Origin of the sequence: Pontibacter populi (genome assembly GCF_019336435.1) — a bacterium.
Classification (GTDB): domain Bacteria; phylum Bacteroidota; class Bacteroidia; order Cytophagales; family Hymenobacteraceae; genus Pontibacter; species Pontibacter humidus.
The window spans coordinates 1,079,112-1,094,425 of sequence record NZ_JAHWXQ010000001.1; the positions used below are offsets into that span (position 1 = coordinate 1,079,112).

13 protein-coding genes are annotated in these 15,314 nt (G+C 47.2%); 8 read left to right on the forward strand and 5 right to left on the reverse strand.

Translation table 11 applies throughout. The features are described 5' to 3' along the window. Positions 1-139: 139 nt before the first annotated feature. Complete coding sequence (locus tag KYK27_RS04705) at positions 140-1,432, forward strand: PorT family protein (protein ID WP_233150249.1); 1,293 nt, start codon at positions 140-142, stop codon at positions 1,430-1,432. Here KYK27_RS04705 and KYK27_RS04710 read toward each other — a convergent pair. After that, positions 1,429-2,523, reverse strand: a complete 1,095-nt coding sequence (locus KYK27_RS04710) for an amidohydrolase family protein (RefSeq protein ID WP_199108834.1) — start codon at positions 2,521-2,523, stop codon at positions 1,429-1,431. The genes KYK27_RS04705 and KYK27_RS04710 overlap by 4 nt on opposite strands. A gap of 268 nt (positions 2,524-2,791) precedes the next feature. Here KYK27_RS04710 and kynU point away from each other — a divergent pair, with 268 nt between their 5' ends. Both kynU and KYK27_RS04720 read left to right on the forward strand, forming a co-directional pair. Beyond that, on the forward strand, positions 2,792-4,069 hold the full coding sequence (gene kynU, locus KYK27_RS04715; protein ID WP_199108835.1) for a kynureninase: 1,278 nt from the start codon (positions 2,792-2,794) through the stop codon (positions 4,067-4,069). 134 nt (positions 4,070-4,203) lie between these two features. Next, a complete protein-coding gene (locus KYK27_RS04720) occupies positions 4,204-5,673 on the forward strand; it encodes a potassium/proton antiporter (RefSeq protein WP_199108836.1) in 1,470 nt (489 codons plus the stop codon). 76 nt (positions 5,674-5,749) lie between these two features. On the opposite strand, the gene KYK27_RS04725 is transcribed toward KYK27_RS04720, so the two are convergent. The 4 genes from KYK27_RS04725 to KYK27_RS04740 all read right to left on the reverse strand — a co-directional run bounded on the left by KYK27_RS04725 (position 5,750) and on the right by KYK27_RS04740 (position 9,921). Next, positions 5,750-7,135, reverse strand: a complete 1,386-nt coding sequence (locus tag KYK27_RS04725) for an FAD-dependent oxidoreductase (RefSeq protein WP_199108837.1) — start codon at positions 7,133-7,135, stop codon at positions 5,750-5,752. Between the two features lie 87 nt (positions 7,136-7,222). Continuing rightward, complete coding sequence (locus KYK27_RS04730; protein WP_199108838.1) at positions 7,223-7,825, reverse strand: alpha-ketoglutarate-dependent dioxygenase AlkB family protein; 603 nt, start codon at positions 7,823-7,825, stop codon at positions 7,223-7,225. Beyond that, positions 7,812-9,107 (reverse strand): cation:proton antiporter, encoded by a 1,296-nt coding sequence (locus tag KYK27_RS04735; protein WP_199108839.1) that lies wholly within the window; start codon positions 9,105-9,107, stop codon positions 7,812-7,814. Before KYK27_RS04735 ends, KYK27_RS04730 begins: the two co-directional genes overlap by 14 nt. Positions 9,108-9,381: 274 nt before the next feature. Then, positions 9,382-9,921 (reverse strand): 3-hydroxyanthranilate 3,4-dioxygenase, encoded by a 540-nt coding sequence (locus tag KYK27_RS04740; protein ID WP_199108840.1) that lies wholly within the window; start codon positions 9,919-9,921, stop codon positions 9,382-9,384. A 121-nt stretch (positions 9,922-10,042) separates the two neighbouring features. Here KYK27_RS04740 and KYK27_RS04745 point away from each other — a divergent pair, with 121 nt between their 5' ends. The 5 genes from KYK27_RS04745 (at position 10,043) to KYK27_RS04765 (ending at position 15,311) form a co-directional block, all read left to right on the forward strand. Beyond that, positions 10,043-10,831: an SDR family oxidoreductase gene (locus KYK27_RS04745; protein ID WP_199108841.1), complete on the forward strand. Its 789-nt coding sequence runs from the start codon at positions 10,043-10,045 to the stop codon at positions 10,829-10,831. Positions 10,832-10,957: 126 nt separating this feature from the next. Next, positions 10,958-12,403: an aldehyde dehydrogenase gene (locus KYK27_RS04750; protein WP_317195887.1), complete on the forward strand. Its 1,446-nt coding sequence runs from the start codon at positions 10,958-10,960 to the stop codon at positions 12,401-12,403. 18 nt (positions 12,404-12,421) lie between these two features. Then, a complete protein-coding gene (locus KYK27_RS04755; protein WP_199108842.1) occupies positions 12,422-12,919 on the forward strand; it encodes a hypothetical protein in 498 nt (165 codons plus the stop codon). Between the two features lie 172 nt (positions 12,920-13,091). Next, positions 13,092-14,375 carry a chloride channel protein gene (locus KYK27_RS04760; RefSeq protein ID WP_199108843.1) on the forward strand — a complete coding sequence of 428 codons (1,284 nt, stop codon included), beginning with the start codon at positions 13,092-13,094 and terminating at the stop codon, positions 14,373-14,375. Positions 14,376-14,450: 75 nt separating this feature from the next. Then, positions 14,451-15,311: a RelA/SpoT domain-containing protein gene (locus KYK27_RS04765; RefSeq protein WP_199108844.1), complete on the forward strand. Its 861-nt coding sequence runs from the start codon at positions 14,451-14,453 to the stop codon at positions 15,309-15,311. Positions 15,312-15,314 lie beyond the last annotated feature (3 nt).

Here is a 15,314-nt window from a genome sequence, read left to right on the forward strand (position 1 = left end):
CTTTCTAGCAGCCGTAAACCAGTAGTATACTCCATTTTTGTAAGTTTTGTTTGAGCCCCAGCTCCAGTAGTAGTAGTTGGTTTGTTAATTCTTGAATATCAACTATATTAGCGTTGTGCTATATTATAACTGCTAATTCATGAAAACAAGCTTACTCCTGCCCCTTATTTACGTTATCCTTTTATTGTTTACTAAACCTGTTGTTGCACAATCCGATTTCAGGGAAGGCTATGTAGTACTGGCTAAAGGTGATACATTGCAAGGCCTCGTAAGTTATCGCTCGGGTATCCTGAGTGGCAATACCTGTGCATTTAAGCAAACCGAACAAGCAACTGAAGTTAACTATACACCTCACGAGGTAGTAAGCTATGGTTTCTTAAATGATAAAAACTACCAGTCTAAATACCTCGACCACGCCGATACGCTGGCTGCCGAACAGGTATTTATGGAAGAGCTTTTACGTGGAACTATAAGCCTTTACAACTATAAGGGCACCTTCTTTGTACAGAAAAAACACGACCCGAAAGTTTATAAGCTTTATTACACCAATCAGTCTTATTACAAATACGGGAACGGTGAAGACCCTGCAGCAAGCAATGGTACGCTTGCTGTGAGGCGTATAAACCACCATGTGGTAGTACTAAACACTCTGATGCAGGATTGTTATAAGCTGCTTCCTAAAATAGAGAATGTTTACTTAAGACAGAAAAGCCTGGTAGCACTTGTGCAGGAGTATAATCGTTGTGCCGGCGATACAGAGCAGGTTGTTTTTAAAGAATCCAAACCCTGGCTGGCGGTACGCGCCGGTATAACTGCAGGGGTAAACTATACAACGCTAAATTTCTCTGCTGAGAGCGAGGCTTATCTGCATCTTAAAAACGCAGACTTCAATAAAGAAATTTATCCATCATTCGGGTTGGTAGCCAACGTCAACTCCCCACGGCTAATCGAGCACCTGTCTCTGCAAACGGAAGTACATTATTTTCGCTATAAGTTTGAGGCAACTTCAAGTTACCAGTGGTTCGGAACTTATTACGACAACGATATGGCTTTCAACTTGTCGTCTATAAAAGGGAGTGCTTTACTACGTTATAATTTTGCTGGAAAAACAATTCAGCCTTTTATAAATGTTGGCAGCTTTATGAATTTCTTTCAAACCCGCGATTACAAACACCGTCAGTATGTGAGACAAACAAGCACCAGCACACCTGAGGAACGGATAAATGACGATCCACACTATGTTGCTAAGCGCCAGCAGGGTTTATTGAGCGGAGCCGGTACTTATATACATATCAAAAATCAGAAAATATCTCTTGAAGCACGCTACGAGTTTGGTTTTGACATACAAGAACATAGAACTATCGACAAGATGAGTGATGCTGTTGATTCAAACACCAAAACTATAGCTTTCCTGATAGGTTATTATTTTTAATCAGCTAGTATTGACCCCGGCTTCATAGTTGGTGCTTTCACAAACTGTTCCTTTTTCAAATTCAGCCACTCCAGGGCAGTGCCGCTCAGCATGCGTTCTATAGTTGCCAGGTCGTACGGCATGGATTCTATAAGTTTACCAGGCTCCAGTTCGCCCAATGGGAACGGGTAATCTGTTCCTAAAGCAATCTTATCAGCACCTACCAAGTTCACCAGGTATTCCAGCATCAACGGGTCGTGCACCAGCGAATCGAAGTAGAATTTGCCCAGATACTCGCGAGGATTAACAGGATTATCGATAGCGCAAAGGTCTGGGCGCACTTCAAAACCATGGGCAATACGGCCTATAGTTGATGGGAAGGAACCACCGCCATGTGCAAAGGCTACTCGCAATTTTGGCAAACGTTCAAACACTCCACCGAATATCATCGAGCAGATGGCAACCGTAGTTTCGGCGGGCATACCTACCAGCCACGGCATCCAGTAATTACCCGTGCGGTCTTTGCCCAGCATATCCCAGGGATGTACAAAAACAGCAGCACCAAGGTCCTGTGCGGCCTCAAATATCGGGAAGAGCTCTGCCGCATCCAGGTTTTTGCCATTTATGTTAGAGCCAATCTGTATGCCGGGCATGCCCAGTTCCTTAACGCAACGTTCCAGCTCTTTTATAGACAGGTCGGCATCCTGCATCGGCAGCGTTCCCAATCCGATAAAGCGGTCCGGATAATCAGCTACGATGCCGGCAATGTGGTCGTTCAGGAATTTACTTAGGTCGTAGGTGTGTTCCGGCTTGGCCCAGTAGTTAAACATAACCGGTACCGTGCTGAGCACCTGCACGCCTACTTTATGCTGGCTGCACTCGTGCATGCGCACCTTTGGGTCCCAGCAATTATCCTGAATTTCGCGGAAGAACTTGTCGTCCATCATCATGCGGGCACAGCAGGGCTTGTGATGTTCCAGCCGTATAAAGCCGCCGTACCCGTACCGTTCGCGCAGGTTAGGCCAGGTAGCCGGCAAAATATGCGTGTGTATATCGATCTTCAGCAGACCCGAGTCTGTTAGTACAGGATGTGTAAGCGTTTGTTTGTGCATGATGTAAAAGGGCGAAATGCCGGATTTATCGCTATAATAGTGTCAGGCAATCCAACAAGATAAAACTTTTATACTTAAATACGCAGGCCAACCCACAAAAGCTTTTCTGATTTTATAGTTACCATTCAGACTTAAACTATAAACGATTGCCAGTGCCCTAAACATACCTGAAGCGCAAAAGCAAACCGGCACAAATTAGTATATTCGCAGACCTTAACGAACCATAGCTACCCCGGGTAGCACAAACTATAACTGATCTGCATTTACAATGAACTATCAGAATACCCTCGCCTTTGCGCAGCAACAAGACCAGAACGACCCGTTACATCATTTCAGAGATAAATTTTACTTCCCGCAGGTAAACAAGCAGGATGCTATTTACTTCTGTGGCAACTCGCTGGGGCTGCAGCCAAAATCAGCACAGATGTACATTGATAACGAAATGTATAAATGGGCCAACCTGGCGGTAGAAGGACATTTTAAAGGCGAGGAACCCTGGTTTAACTACCACGAATTATTAGCTGCCGGTGCGGCCCGCGTGGTAGGTGCTAAAGAAAGCGAAGTGGTGATCATGAACCAGCTGACCGTGAACCTGCACCTGATGCTGGTATCGTTTTACAGACCGGAAGGCAAGCGTTTCAAGATCATTACCGAAGCCGGTGCGTTCCCGTCAGACCAATACGCGTTAGAGACCCAGACCCGTTTCCATGGCTATAACCCAGATGAAGCTGTAGTTGAACTATACCCGCGCGAAGGCGAGTTTACACTCCGTACCGAAGATATTCTGCAGGCCATAAAAGACAATGCCGATGAGCTGGCGCTGGTGATGATGGGCGGTATAAACTACTATACCGGACAGGTGTTCGATATGGAAGCTATTACCAAAGCAGGCCACGAGGCGGGTGCTATAGTTGGGTTTGACCTGGCGCATGCTGCCGGTAACATCCCTGTTAAACTGCACGACTGGGACGTGGACTTTGCCGTGTGGTGTACTTATAAATACCTGAACTCAGGTCCGGGCGGCACGTCTGGCGTGTTTGTGCACGAGCGCCACGCCAACAACCCTGACTTGCCGCGTTTTGCCGGCTGGTGGGGCCACGATGCCAGCTCACGTTTCCAGATGAAGAAAGGCTTTATACCGATGCCGGGAGCTGCTGGCTGGCAGCTAAGCAATGCCCAGATCTTACCTTTGGCCGTGCACCGCGCATCTTTAGAGTTGTTTGATGAAGCCGGAATGGATAACATGCGCACCAAAAGCGAAAAACTGACCGGTTACCTGGAGTACCTGATAAACGATGTGCATGTGGGCAAGGATGTGCTGGAAATGATCACCCCAACTGACCCAAAGGCCCGTGGCTGCCAGATATCCATCCTTGTAAAGAAGAATGCGCGCGAGCTGTTTAATAAATTAATGGAAGCCGGCATTATAGTCGATTACCGCGAGCCGAACGTTATTCGTGTAGCCCCAACCCCACTTTACAACAGCTTCGAAGAGGTATTCCTTTTCTCCGAAATTTTGCATAAAACACTGGAAGAGCACCAGTAAGCTCTAAATTTTATAACTATAGCAATGGCCTGTTTTTCAAGAGAACAGGCCATTTTTTTGCTTAAGCATCCTCAATATCAAAACTTTAAGCTGTTTTCAAGTATAAAGAGCATCTATAGTTACCAGACCAACGGATGAATCTTTCGATCGAGAATATTTTACTGGGTGCCTCTATCCTGTTACTGATAAGCATTTTGCTCAGTAAGAGCCTCGGGAAATACGGTATTCCGGCGCTGATCCTTTTTCTTCTGGTAGGTATGCTGGCAGGCTCCGAAGGTATTGGGAACATCCATTTCGATGATCCCGGTTCGGCGCAGTCTGTGGGTATTGTTGCCCTTACTATAATTCTTTTTTCCGGTGGCCTGGACACGCGCTGGGAAACAACCAAACCAATTCTCTGGCGGGGCGTAAGCTTATCCACCCTTGGGGTATTTATAACGGCTTTACTGCTGGGGCTGTTTATATGGCGTATTACTGACTTTACTTTCCTGGAGGCAATGCTGCTAGCCTCTATCGTTTCCTCTACCGATGCAGCGGCCGTGTTCTCTATTCTGCGTTCTAAAAACATCGGGCTTAAACATAACTTGCGCCCCACCCTGGAACTGGAATCCGGCAGCAACGACCCGATGGCTTATTTCCTGACCATAAGTTTTACGTACCTGGTAATGAACGAAGGGGAAGCCAGCATCTGGCAGCTGGTGCCTATGTTTTTTCTGCAGATGAGCATTGGTGCTGTTATGGGTATTGCCATGGGGCGCCTAATGGCATGGGCCATTAACCGGATAAAATTACTCCAGGATGGCCTTTACCCGGCACTCTCGCTGGGCATGCTCATTTTTACTTTTGCGTTTACCACCGTCATCAATGGCAACGGTTTTCTGGCAGTATACATTGCCGGGGTGATGATGGGCAACCGTAATTTTATACACAAAGGCAGCTTAACCAAGTTTTACGATGGCCTGGCCTGGCTGATGCAAATCGTAATATTCCTGACGCTTGGTTTACTGGTGTTTCCGTCTCAGATGATTCCGGTGCTGGGTACCGGGGTGTTTATCTCGCTTTTCCTGATGTTTGTGGCCCGCCCTATAAGTGTTTTTATTAGCCTAATTCCTTTCCGTAGCACTTTATGGGATAAACTATACATTTCGTGGGTAGGTTTGCGCGGCGCGGTGCCTATTGTGTTTGCTACTTACCCTTTGCTGGCCGGCGTCGGGAAAGCGGACATGATGTTTAACATTGTGTTCTTTATTGTACTTACGTCGGTTATGCTGCAGGGCACTACGCTTACAGTAGTAGCCCGGTGGCTGGGCCTCTCCCGCCGCGACAGGTCTCCAAAACGTTTCCAGCTGGGTGAAGAAATGGGCCTGGATATGAAGAATGCGCTGGTAGAGCTCGACCTAACAAAGGAAAGTATGGCAGTAGGCAGATCTATAGTTGAATTACAGTTTCCGAAAACAGCGCTGATCGTGCTTATAAACCGTGGCGGCAAGTACGTTACACCAAATGGCGCTACGGTGCTCGAAGAAAGCGACAAGCTCCTGGTCATGATCGACAATGACGGTGAACTCGAAAAAGTAAACCAGGCGCTGGGTATTACTGCCTGAAGTGGATTATAATGTCACTGAACTATACATGGCAACTATAGTTGGGAAATTGCCACTTATAGTTCAGCTGAACAAGTTAAGCCTCCTGTGGTTGGTAAGTTTTTAGTTTCGCTTTCCGGATGAGCTGTTTTTCGAGGAGTTGCTGCACTTCCGGTTTGTTATAGTCTTCTATCGTCTGGATGTGCTTCATCACTTTCTTCATGATCTTATCCTGCTGCTGTCCGGTTTCGAGGGCGTAGGAATAAGGCAGATCAGAGAATGTAACCATACTATAGAGCGTGTTCCATTTGCCCGGGTATTGTTCGCTTATTTTAGCTTCTACTTTTTTGCGCAGCAGGAAACGTGGATCGGCTACCTTGTCGCGCATTTCTACAAAGTTCATCACGGCCAGGTCGGCAATGGCATCGGCATCCGGCTTGCGTTTGCGCTCAAAGGCTTTAAACAAGCTTTGCCAGTCACCATCAAAATTATCCAGCATCTTGTCCAGCACGGTAATATCTTCAAAGCCGGCGTTCATGCCTTGCCCGTAAAACGGCACTACCGCATGGCAGGCATCGCCTATCAGCAACACCTTATCTTCATAACTCCACGGAAAGCATTTTATAGTTACCAGCGAGCCGGTCGGGTTGCAGAAATAGTCCTGGGCCAGGTCCGGCATCAGCGGCACCGCATCCGGAAACACTTCCAGGAAAAAGTTAAGCAGGTCTGTATCGTTTTTGATGGCTGCAAAAGAGCGCTCGCCTTCGTAAGGGAAAAACAGCGTGCAGGTAAAGCTACCGTCTGTGTTCGGTAACGCGATCATCATATAATTACCGCGCGGCCAGATGTGCAGGGCATTCTTTTCGAGCAGCCAACCGCCACCTTCAGCAGGGGGTATCGTTAGCTCCTTGTAACCGTACTCTAAATAGCTTTGCTGGTAGTTAAACCGTTCTGTTTTCTGCAGGGCACCGCGCACCATCGAGAAAGCCCCATCTGCCCCGAAAATCAGGTCCGGTGTTATAGTTTCGTCGATAACATCATCGTGGTTGCGGAGGGTAACTTCGTTGGTTTTCAGGTTTACATCCTGTACCTGGCGGTTAAAGTGGTAGTTTATGTCCGGGTTTGGCTCCGACACATTCATTAATGCCATATTCAGCCCGGCCCGCGATACAGAGTAAATGGCCTGCCCTTCTTTGCCGTATGGCTGGTAGGTCAGGTTGCCCTGCTCGTCGTGCATTACACGGCCGTACATGGGTATTGCCACCTGCCGCACTTCGTCTTCTATGCCGATGCCACGCAGTGCCTTCCAGCCCCTGTCGCTTAGGGCAAGGTTTATCGAACGACCGCCATCCAGGGTACTAACACGCATATCGGGCCTGCGCTCGTACAAATCTACTTTGTAGCCGCGCTTGGCCAGGTATAACGATAGCAGCGAGCCTACCAATCCGGCTCCCATAATGGCGATGTTCTTCTTCTCGGTCATAGCGTAAAGTATAGGGCAATACCACTGTTGCTGTAAAGTAACGGTTTCCTTTCTTTTTTCACAATGATTGTTGCAAGCCGTACTTGTTTAGCTTACAATGTTACGGAAAGTAAGGTTGATGCGGTTACCTGTGGGCTTTGCTGTTTTGGGAATAGCGTGCTGCCAGTTATGCTGCGTGGGCCCCTGCATCAGCAGCAGGCTGCCGTGGGTTATGGGCAGGTAAAAGTTCTTTTGTGCTTTGTTGTGCCGGTGTTTAAAACCAAACCTGCGTTCTGCCCCAAAACTAACCGAGGCTATAGTTGGCTCAGGACCCAGTTCAGGCTCATCGTCGGAGTGCCAGCCCATGCTATTCTGCCCGTTCTGGTACAGGTTTAACAACACGCTGTTGTAACTATGTCCGGTGGCAGCTTCTATCTTTTCTTTTATCTGCAGCAATACAGACAGCCAGGGTTGCGGGTGGTTTTGCAGGCCGGAGTAGGTATAGGCTTTATCGCCGTACCAGGCGGTGAGGCGCGGCATCGGCAATTCCTTACCGAACATCCGTATCTTTTCCTGCTTCCAGCTTACCTGCTCCAGTAGTTGCTCAAAGTATAGTTTGCTTTCCTGTTCGGTAAAGAAATCAGGCACAAAATATACTTCCGCATCAGGTAAAGGCAGTTTTGCTGCAGTGTCTATTTTAAACTTGCTCATCTCTGTATGACTTTCCTGTGCTCCCGGAAGCTAACCGTCTTTTATTTCTTCTCTCCCTTCGTCGACTCATGTCAAGATAATCCATCACCCTGGATGCTGTTACACCGTGCAGCACAATAGATACCATCACTATAAAGCCAACTATAGACCACAATCCATCTGCATCATCAAAATTTGCCTCATTAAATGCAAAAGCCAGGTAAAAGAAAGACCCGATACCACGTATCCCGAAAAAGCTTATCGCTACCTTTTCTCTGGTACTACAATGGTCCTTATAAATAGCAATATAAGCAGTAAGCGGTCTGATAATGAATAAGAAAGCCAGCCCCAGCAATGCGCCGCTCCATGTTAAATGATCTAACAGGCCGGTAACTAAACTTCCTCCAAACAACATAAGCAATATCACCATTAAGATACGCTCTATCTGCGTTACAAAGTCATGCATTTCGGTATGATACTCGTGCCCTTCTTCATAACTGCTCATGGTGAGCGCAGCTACAAATACGGCTACAAAGCCATATCCGTGAGCCATTTCTGTCAGGCCATAGGTAACCAACGTAGCTGATAAGGCAACAAAGCCATCGCGTGTTTCCGGGAAAGCAGTGCCCTTGGGAAGGTAAAAAATAATATACGCCAGCCCCCGGCCTAGTCCGTACCCTATGGCAACGCCCATTATAACTTTATAAACCAGATCCCACAATACCCACTCTGTAAACCATCCTTCTCCTGTACTTGCACCTACTGCCATTGCTATAGCCAGCCACACAAACGGGAAAGCGCTCCCATCGTTAAAACCGGCTTCGGCAGTCAGCGAAAAGCGCACATCATCTTCTTCTGCATCATCAGGCGGACCAACCTGCACCTGCTCGGCCAGCACCGGATCTGTAGGGGCCATAACTGCTCCGAGTAGCACGGCAGCCGCGGGGGCCAGCCCCAGCCACCACCAACCCAAAAAAGCGAGTATACCTATAGACAGCAACATGGTTACAGAAACCAACTGAAGCGGAATTTTCCAGTTTTTCCAGCTAAACCTGCGCCTGATCTTAAGGCCTGTTGCCATCAGCGAAACTATAACGCTTAATTCAGTAAGGTGTACTGCATAGTCTTCGTGCCACAAAGGATCCGGGAAAGGCAACTCAAGAGGTAGAGAGTAGATGATAACACCGATCAGCAAGTAAATAATGGGGTAAGAGAGAAAACTCTTTTCTATCATAGCAGGCACCCAGGCCATAGATAGCGCAGCCAATCCGATTATGGTAATAACAACTATGTAAGAATCCATAAGGAGGACGGGTAGGTGCTGTTTTTTGATTTTATTTAGCGGGTTGTACGAAAATCATACTTGTTTAGCTATTTTAAAGTCAATTCAGCTACCTGATAACCATAGCCTTTTGGAGCAGAGATGTTTTTGAGGGACTGGAGTTGCTACTATTTATAGCTTACAGTTATTATCAGGGAATCAGGTTACATGTAACATGCACTCCCCCAAGTATAAAATAAAAAAGCACAGCAAGTTATCGCTTGCTGTGCTTTTCAGGCATGAAAATACCTATAGTTTAGTTTGCTGCTTCGGCTGGTTTAACCGGTGGCTGTAACACCTCGCCACACTTGTTGCAGGTGCGCTTCTGTTCATCATCCCAGAAATTGCCCATAATGACTGGCAACTGTTTAACTATATCAGTTACTTCGGTAAAATCTTCGTAAAGTTTATTGCCACAGTTTTCGCAGAACCACATAAAACCATCTTTTTCGCCATCGCGGCGATAGCGCTCTATTACCAACCCAACCGTATTAGCAGGGCGCTGCGGCGAGTGGGGCACACGTGGCGGTAACAGAAATATCTCTCCTTCTTTAATTTCGATATCAACCGGCTTACCATCGTCAATTATTTTTACGGTGATGTCACCTTCCAACTGGTAGAAAAACTCCTCTCCTTCGTCGTAATGGTAATCTTTGCGGGCATTTGGTCCGCCTACTACCATCACTATAAAATCGTCGTTGCCTTTAAACACCTGTTGGTTGCCAACGGGTGGTTTAAGCAGGTGGCGGTTTTCATCAATCCATTTTTTAAAGTTGAAAGGTTTTGCTACAGCCATAGTTTTAGTTGTTAGGTTGATAAATTGAAGGTACGCAAAAGCTGGCAAAAATGGTAATGCAACTGTAAGAGGCTTGTACTATAGCGATGCAAGTTTAAAGGCTTTTACGTACTTTTATACTATGAACCTGAACCTACAGAACAAACGCGCTATAGTTTGCGGCAGCACACAAGGCATTGGAAAAGCCATAGCCGTAGAACTGGCACAACTGGGAGCTAACGTAACTTTAGCCGCCCGCAACGAAGACAAACTACGAACTGCGCTGGAAGACCTGGACACCACCATGGGCCAGCAGCACGACTATATAGTTGCCGATTTTACAGACCCTTATAACCTGAACATACAGGTGCAGGGCTACCTGGCCCAACAGCCAACCGTACATATACTGGTAAACAACACCGGTGGCCCGGCCGGCGGACCAATTACCGAAGCCATTTCAGATGAGTTTATGGATGCCTTCAACCAGCATCTGATCGCGAACCACCTGCTGGCAAAAGCGGTGATTCCGGGAATGAAGGCAGCTAACTATGGCCGTATCATCAACATCATCAGCACCTCGGTAAAGCAGCCGTTGCACGGTTTGGGTGTATCGAATACGATACGCGGAGCCGTAGCAAGCTGGGCTAAAACCATGGCAAACGAACTGGGGCAGTTCGGGATAACTGTTAACAACGTGCTGCCCGGCGCAACCCGTACCGGTCGCCTGGAATCCATCATCGAAAACAAAGCCAGGAAAACTACTACCGAAGTGGGAACTATAGAAGAAGAGATGATGAAAGAGATACCAGCCCGTCGCTTTGCAGAACCTGAAGAAGTTGCCGCTGCAGCTGCGTTTTTAGCGACTCCTGCTGCTGCTTATATTAATGGCATAAACGTGCCGGTTGATGGTGGCAGAACGGGGTGTCTTTAATTGCTAAATGGCTGGATTGTTGAATGGTTGACTTGCTTTTTTGTGTACAGAATTAGCCTATAGCAATTTAGCCATTTAACAATTCATTACTCATTCTTAATTTCTAATTCATAATTGCGAAGCACCGTGCAGCACATACATAACTACATAAATGGCCAGTTAGTAATGCCTGTGGCAGGGCAGTACATCGACAACTATAATCCGGCGCTTGGCGAAGTATATTCTCTTATTCCGGATTCGGATGAGCAGGATGTGGAGCAGGCGGTGCAGGCGGCGTTGGCAGCTTTCCCGGGGTGGTCTAAAACACCAGCCGAAAAGCGCGGCCAGATTTTGATGCGCATCGCCGATCTGATCGATAAAAACCTGGACCAACTAGCCGAGGCTGAATCTGTAGACAATGGCAAGCCTTTGAAACTGGCAAAGTCTGTGGATATACCGCGCGCAAGCAGCAACATGCGCTTTTATGGTACTGCCATTCAGCATTTCGCTTCGGAAGCGCATTACATGGAGGGCACCGATGCCATCAACTATACGGTGCGTCATCCGCATGGCGTAGTGGGCTGTATCTCTCCCTGGAATTTGCCCTTGTACCTGTTCACCTGGAAAATTGCTCCTGCCCTGGCTGCCGGAAACTGTGTGGTTGCCAAGCCATCCGAAGCTACACCTATGACGGCCTATTTGCTGTCTGAGATATGTATTGAAGCGGGCTTACCTGCCGGCGTACTGAACATTGTGCATGGCTACGGGCATAAAGTGGGCGCTTCCATGACGGCCCACCCGAAAGTGCCGGTTATCTCGTTTACAGGCGGCACTGCTACCGGACGAACTATAGCTGCCACAGCTGCTCCCATGTTCAAGAAACTGTCCTTAGAGTTAGGTGGCAAAAACCCGAACATCATCTTCGCTGACTGCGACTTTAACAACGCGCTGCATACCACTATACACTCATCGTTTGCCAACCAGGGACAGATCTGTTTGTGCGGCTCCCGCATCTTTATTGAGCGCCCGATCTATGAGAAGTTTAGAGATGCTTTTGTGGAGAAAGTAAAAGCCATGAAAGTAGGTGACCCGATGGAAGAAGGTTCTAAGTTAGGCGCAGTGGTATCGGAGCAACACATGCAGAAAGTGCTTTCTTACATAGAATTAGCTAAACAGGAAGGCGGAACTATACTTACCGGCGGACACCAGGTACAGGTAGAAGGTCGCTGCAAAAATGGCTGGTTTATAGCCCCAACTATAGTTGAAGGCCTGCCCTACAACTGCCGCACCAACACCGAAGAGATCTTCGGCCCAGTCGTTACGCTTATGCCTTTCGACTCGGAAGAAGAAGTGATCCAATACGCCAACTGTACCGACTACGGTCTTGCCGCCACTATCTGGACAAACAATTTACAACGGGCACACCGCGTAGCACACCAGGTACATTCCGGCATCATCTGGATAAACACCTGGCTCCTACGCGACCTGCGCACCCCATTCGGCGGCATGAAAAACTCCGGTGTTGGTCGTGAAGGTGGTTTTGAAGCGCTACGCTTCTTTACCGAGCCGCAGAATATTTGTGTGAAGTTGTAAAAACTTTTTGAGCCAAATATGGAAATAGAAAAGCTAAATAGCTTTGAAAAGAGCAGGATCAACCTTGAGATAAAACAAGCTCTGCTCAGCTCTTTAGCTTTAGGAGTCATAGCGATTATAGTTGCATCTTCATTGACTATTTTCTTCCTAAGAAGTGATAACCTTCATCTAGAAAAAGGCCTTGCGATTACATTTGTAGTTTTTGTAGCAGCTACGGGTCTGTTGAGTTACTTCTACCTTTCGATCAAAGACTATTTGGCAGATTTAAGGAGCGGATCAAAGAACACATATGTTGGGCAGATAACCGGGAAATCTGTGAATACTAACTGGGGCTGGCACGGTAACACTGCAGCTGATGCCATATCTCAACCAAAACTTGATGAATATTTTATAGTTGTAGGACCTCAAAAAATATTTATCTCTAAAGAGGATTTCGATAGATTAAATATTGGAGATATAGTAAAAGCCAGTACTTCAATTAAAAGCAACATCTTCTTAGGAGTAATAAAGGAATAAACAGATTATGCGCTGGCGCGAGCTTGTAGCTCGTGTCTGTTTAGCAATTCAAAGTCAGAAAGTATAAAGCACGAGCTACAAGCTCGCGCCAGCGATAGAAACCTCACCCGATTACACTTCAAAATCCAACTTTCGCTTTACCCCCGCTTAAATTTCTGCGTACCTTTGCGGCATGAAGTATAAAAAAGCAAAACGGTTCCTTTTGTTACGGGACCGGCTAAACTACCCGCTTCGGTTTAACCCGTTCGTGTTTAGCAAATTGTTCTTTCTGTGGGTGGCAGTAGGAGTAATTGGTGGTGTTATCGCCGGCTCTTACTGGATCGTACTCGAACAACTGCTGCATTTCATGGGTCAGTTTCAGGGGCTTATGGTTATACCATTAATGGCTACAGCTGGTTTACTGGCTGGTATCATCATCCATAAACTCGGCGACCCCGGTGAAATGGACCTGATCGTGAACAACATCCGTTTTAAGGGTGGCAAGCTGGAGCCGAAGAATAACCCGTCCATGATCCTTTCGTCGTTGCTGTGTATTGCAAGCGGGGGAAGTGCCGGACCCGAAGCGCCGCTGGTACAGGTTACCGGCTCTACCGGCTCCTGGATTGCACGCAAACTTAAGTTTAAAGGCGAAGACCTGCGCTCGCTAACTATAGCCGGGATGGCATCAGGGTTTACGGCCCTTTTTGGTGCGCCGCTGGGTGGTAGCTTGTTCTCTCTGGAAATTCTGCATCACCGCCACGTGGTAGAATATTACCAGGCACTTATTCCTGCTTTTGTTGCCAGCTGCTCCAGTTTCGTCATTTTTATCCTGATCACGCACATCGGTATTGGCCCTACCTGGAATTTCCCGGTGTATACTACGCCGCAACTAAACGATTTCTTTTACGCGATGCTGTATGCCCTGGCAGGTACGGCAGTTGGATGGCTTTTTATTTTTACGGTTCGCCAGAGCAAATATATTTTCAGCCTGGTACGGATGCCTATTTATGTACGTATGGCGATCGGTGGCCTGCTGGTTGGAACTATAGCTTATTACATGCCGCTTACCCGCTATTTCAGCCACGACGAACTATCAGTACTGTTACAGGAAAGCTTTTCGGTGGAGTTTCTGCTGACGTTACTTATTGCTAAAATATTTGCCATCAGCTTTACCGTTACTTCAGGCTGGCGTGGTGGATTTATTATTCCGCTGTTCTTTGTTGGAGCTACTACTGGTCTTATCATCAACTCAGTTTTCCCGGGCCAGAATTTGCCGCTGATACTGGTTAGCTGTATGGCTGCTATTAATGCCTGTGTTACGCGCACGCCCATTAGCACTATTATCCTGCTTTCCACCTTAACGGGCTTTAATCAGTTTATCCCTATTATGTTTGCCAGCCTAACAGGTTTTTTCCTGGCACCTAAAACGCCATTAATAAACGCGCAGCTTGGCGTGAAGAGTAAAGAAGAGGAATAGATTGTTCCGGGAGCATAAGCCTTTCTTTATCAGGAGCGTACTTTACTATAGTACCATTACATTCCTGATTGAAAGATGGCAAAGCGCGCACCAACTGCAGTTCTCCCATTTATACTTTCTGAGCTGAACGAGAGCGAGGAAAGCCTGCGGGCACAAGGCATAGAGGCAGAAGCATTGCTTGCCATCTATAACGACTATATTTGCCGCTTAGATGAGCTCAGAACTATAGCCGCGTTTGTAACAGATACCGTAGCCCGTCATGAAGATGTGCACGCGGCGCGTTACAGAGTAAAGGAGCCGTTACACCTGCTAAAAAAGATCCTCCGCAAAAAGAAAGAGTACCCCGACCGCCATTTAAATGCAGCTAACTATACGGCTTACATAAACGACCTGGCCGGTGTACGTATACTGCACCTCTCCAAACAATCATGCCACCACATAGCCAACTATATACAGCAAAACTGGGAGCTGAAACGGGAACCGTATGCTTATGTAAAAGAAGGCGACACTTCAGAAGCAAAGGAATTTGGAGCCTTCAACTACAGGGTAATGATGAATGACCGTGGATATAAAGCGCAGCATTACATTATCAAAGTACAGGCCACCCGGCAACTATATTTTATCGAGGTTCAGGTAAAAACGTTGTTTGAGGAAGGCTGGAGCGAGATAGATCACTGCATCCGGTACCCGGACCATAAGCCGAACGAGCTCCTGAATAGATTGCTATGGCTATTGAACCAGGCCACTTCTAACGCCGACTTGCTGGCAACTCAGATACAGGCACTCGCTAACGAACTGCACAACTATAAGCAAGGCCATAAAGCAGGAATAACAGTCTCGCAGTTGCACAGCCACATCGATGACCTACCCGTTGACCAACAGGAAAAACAGTATTTGTATGCCTGCCTGGCTAAGCTGACTAATAGCGAACTATAGGTT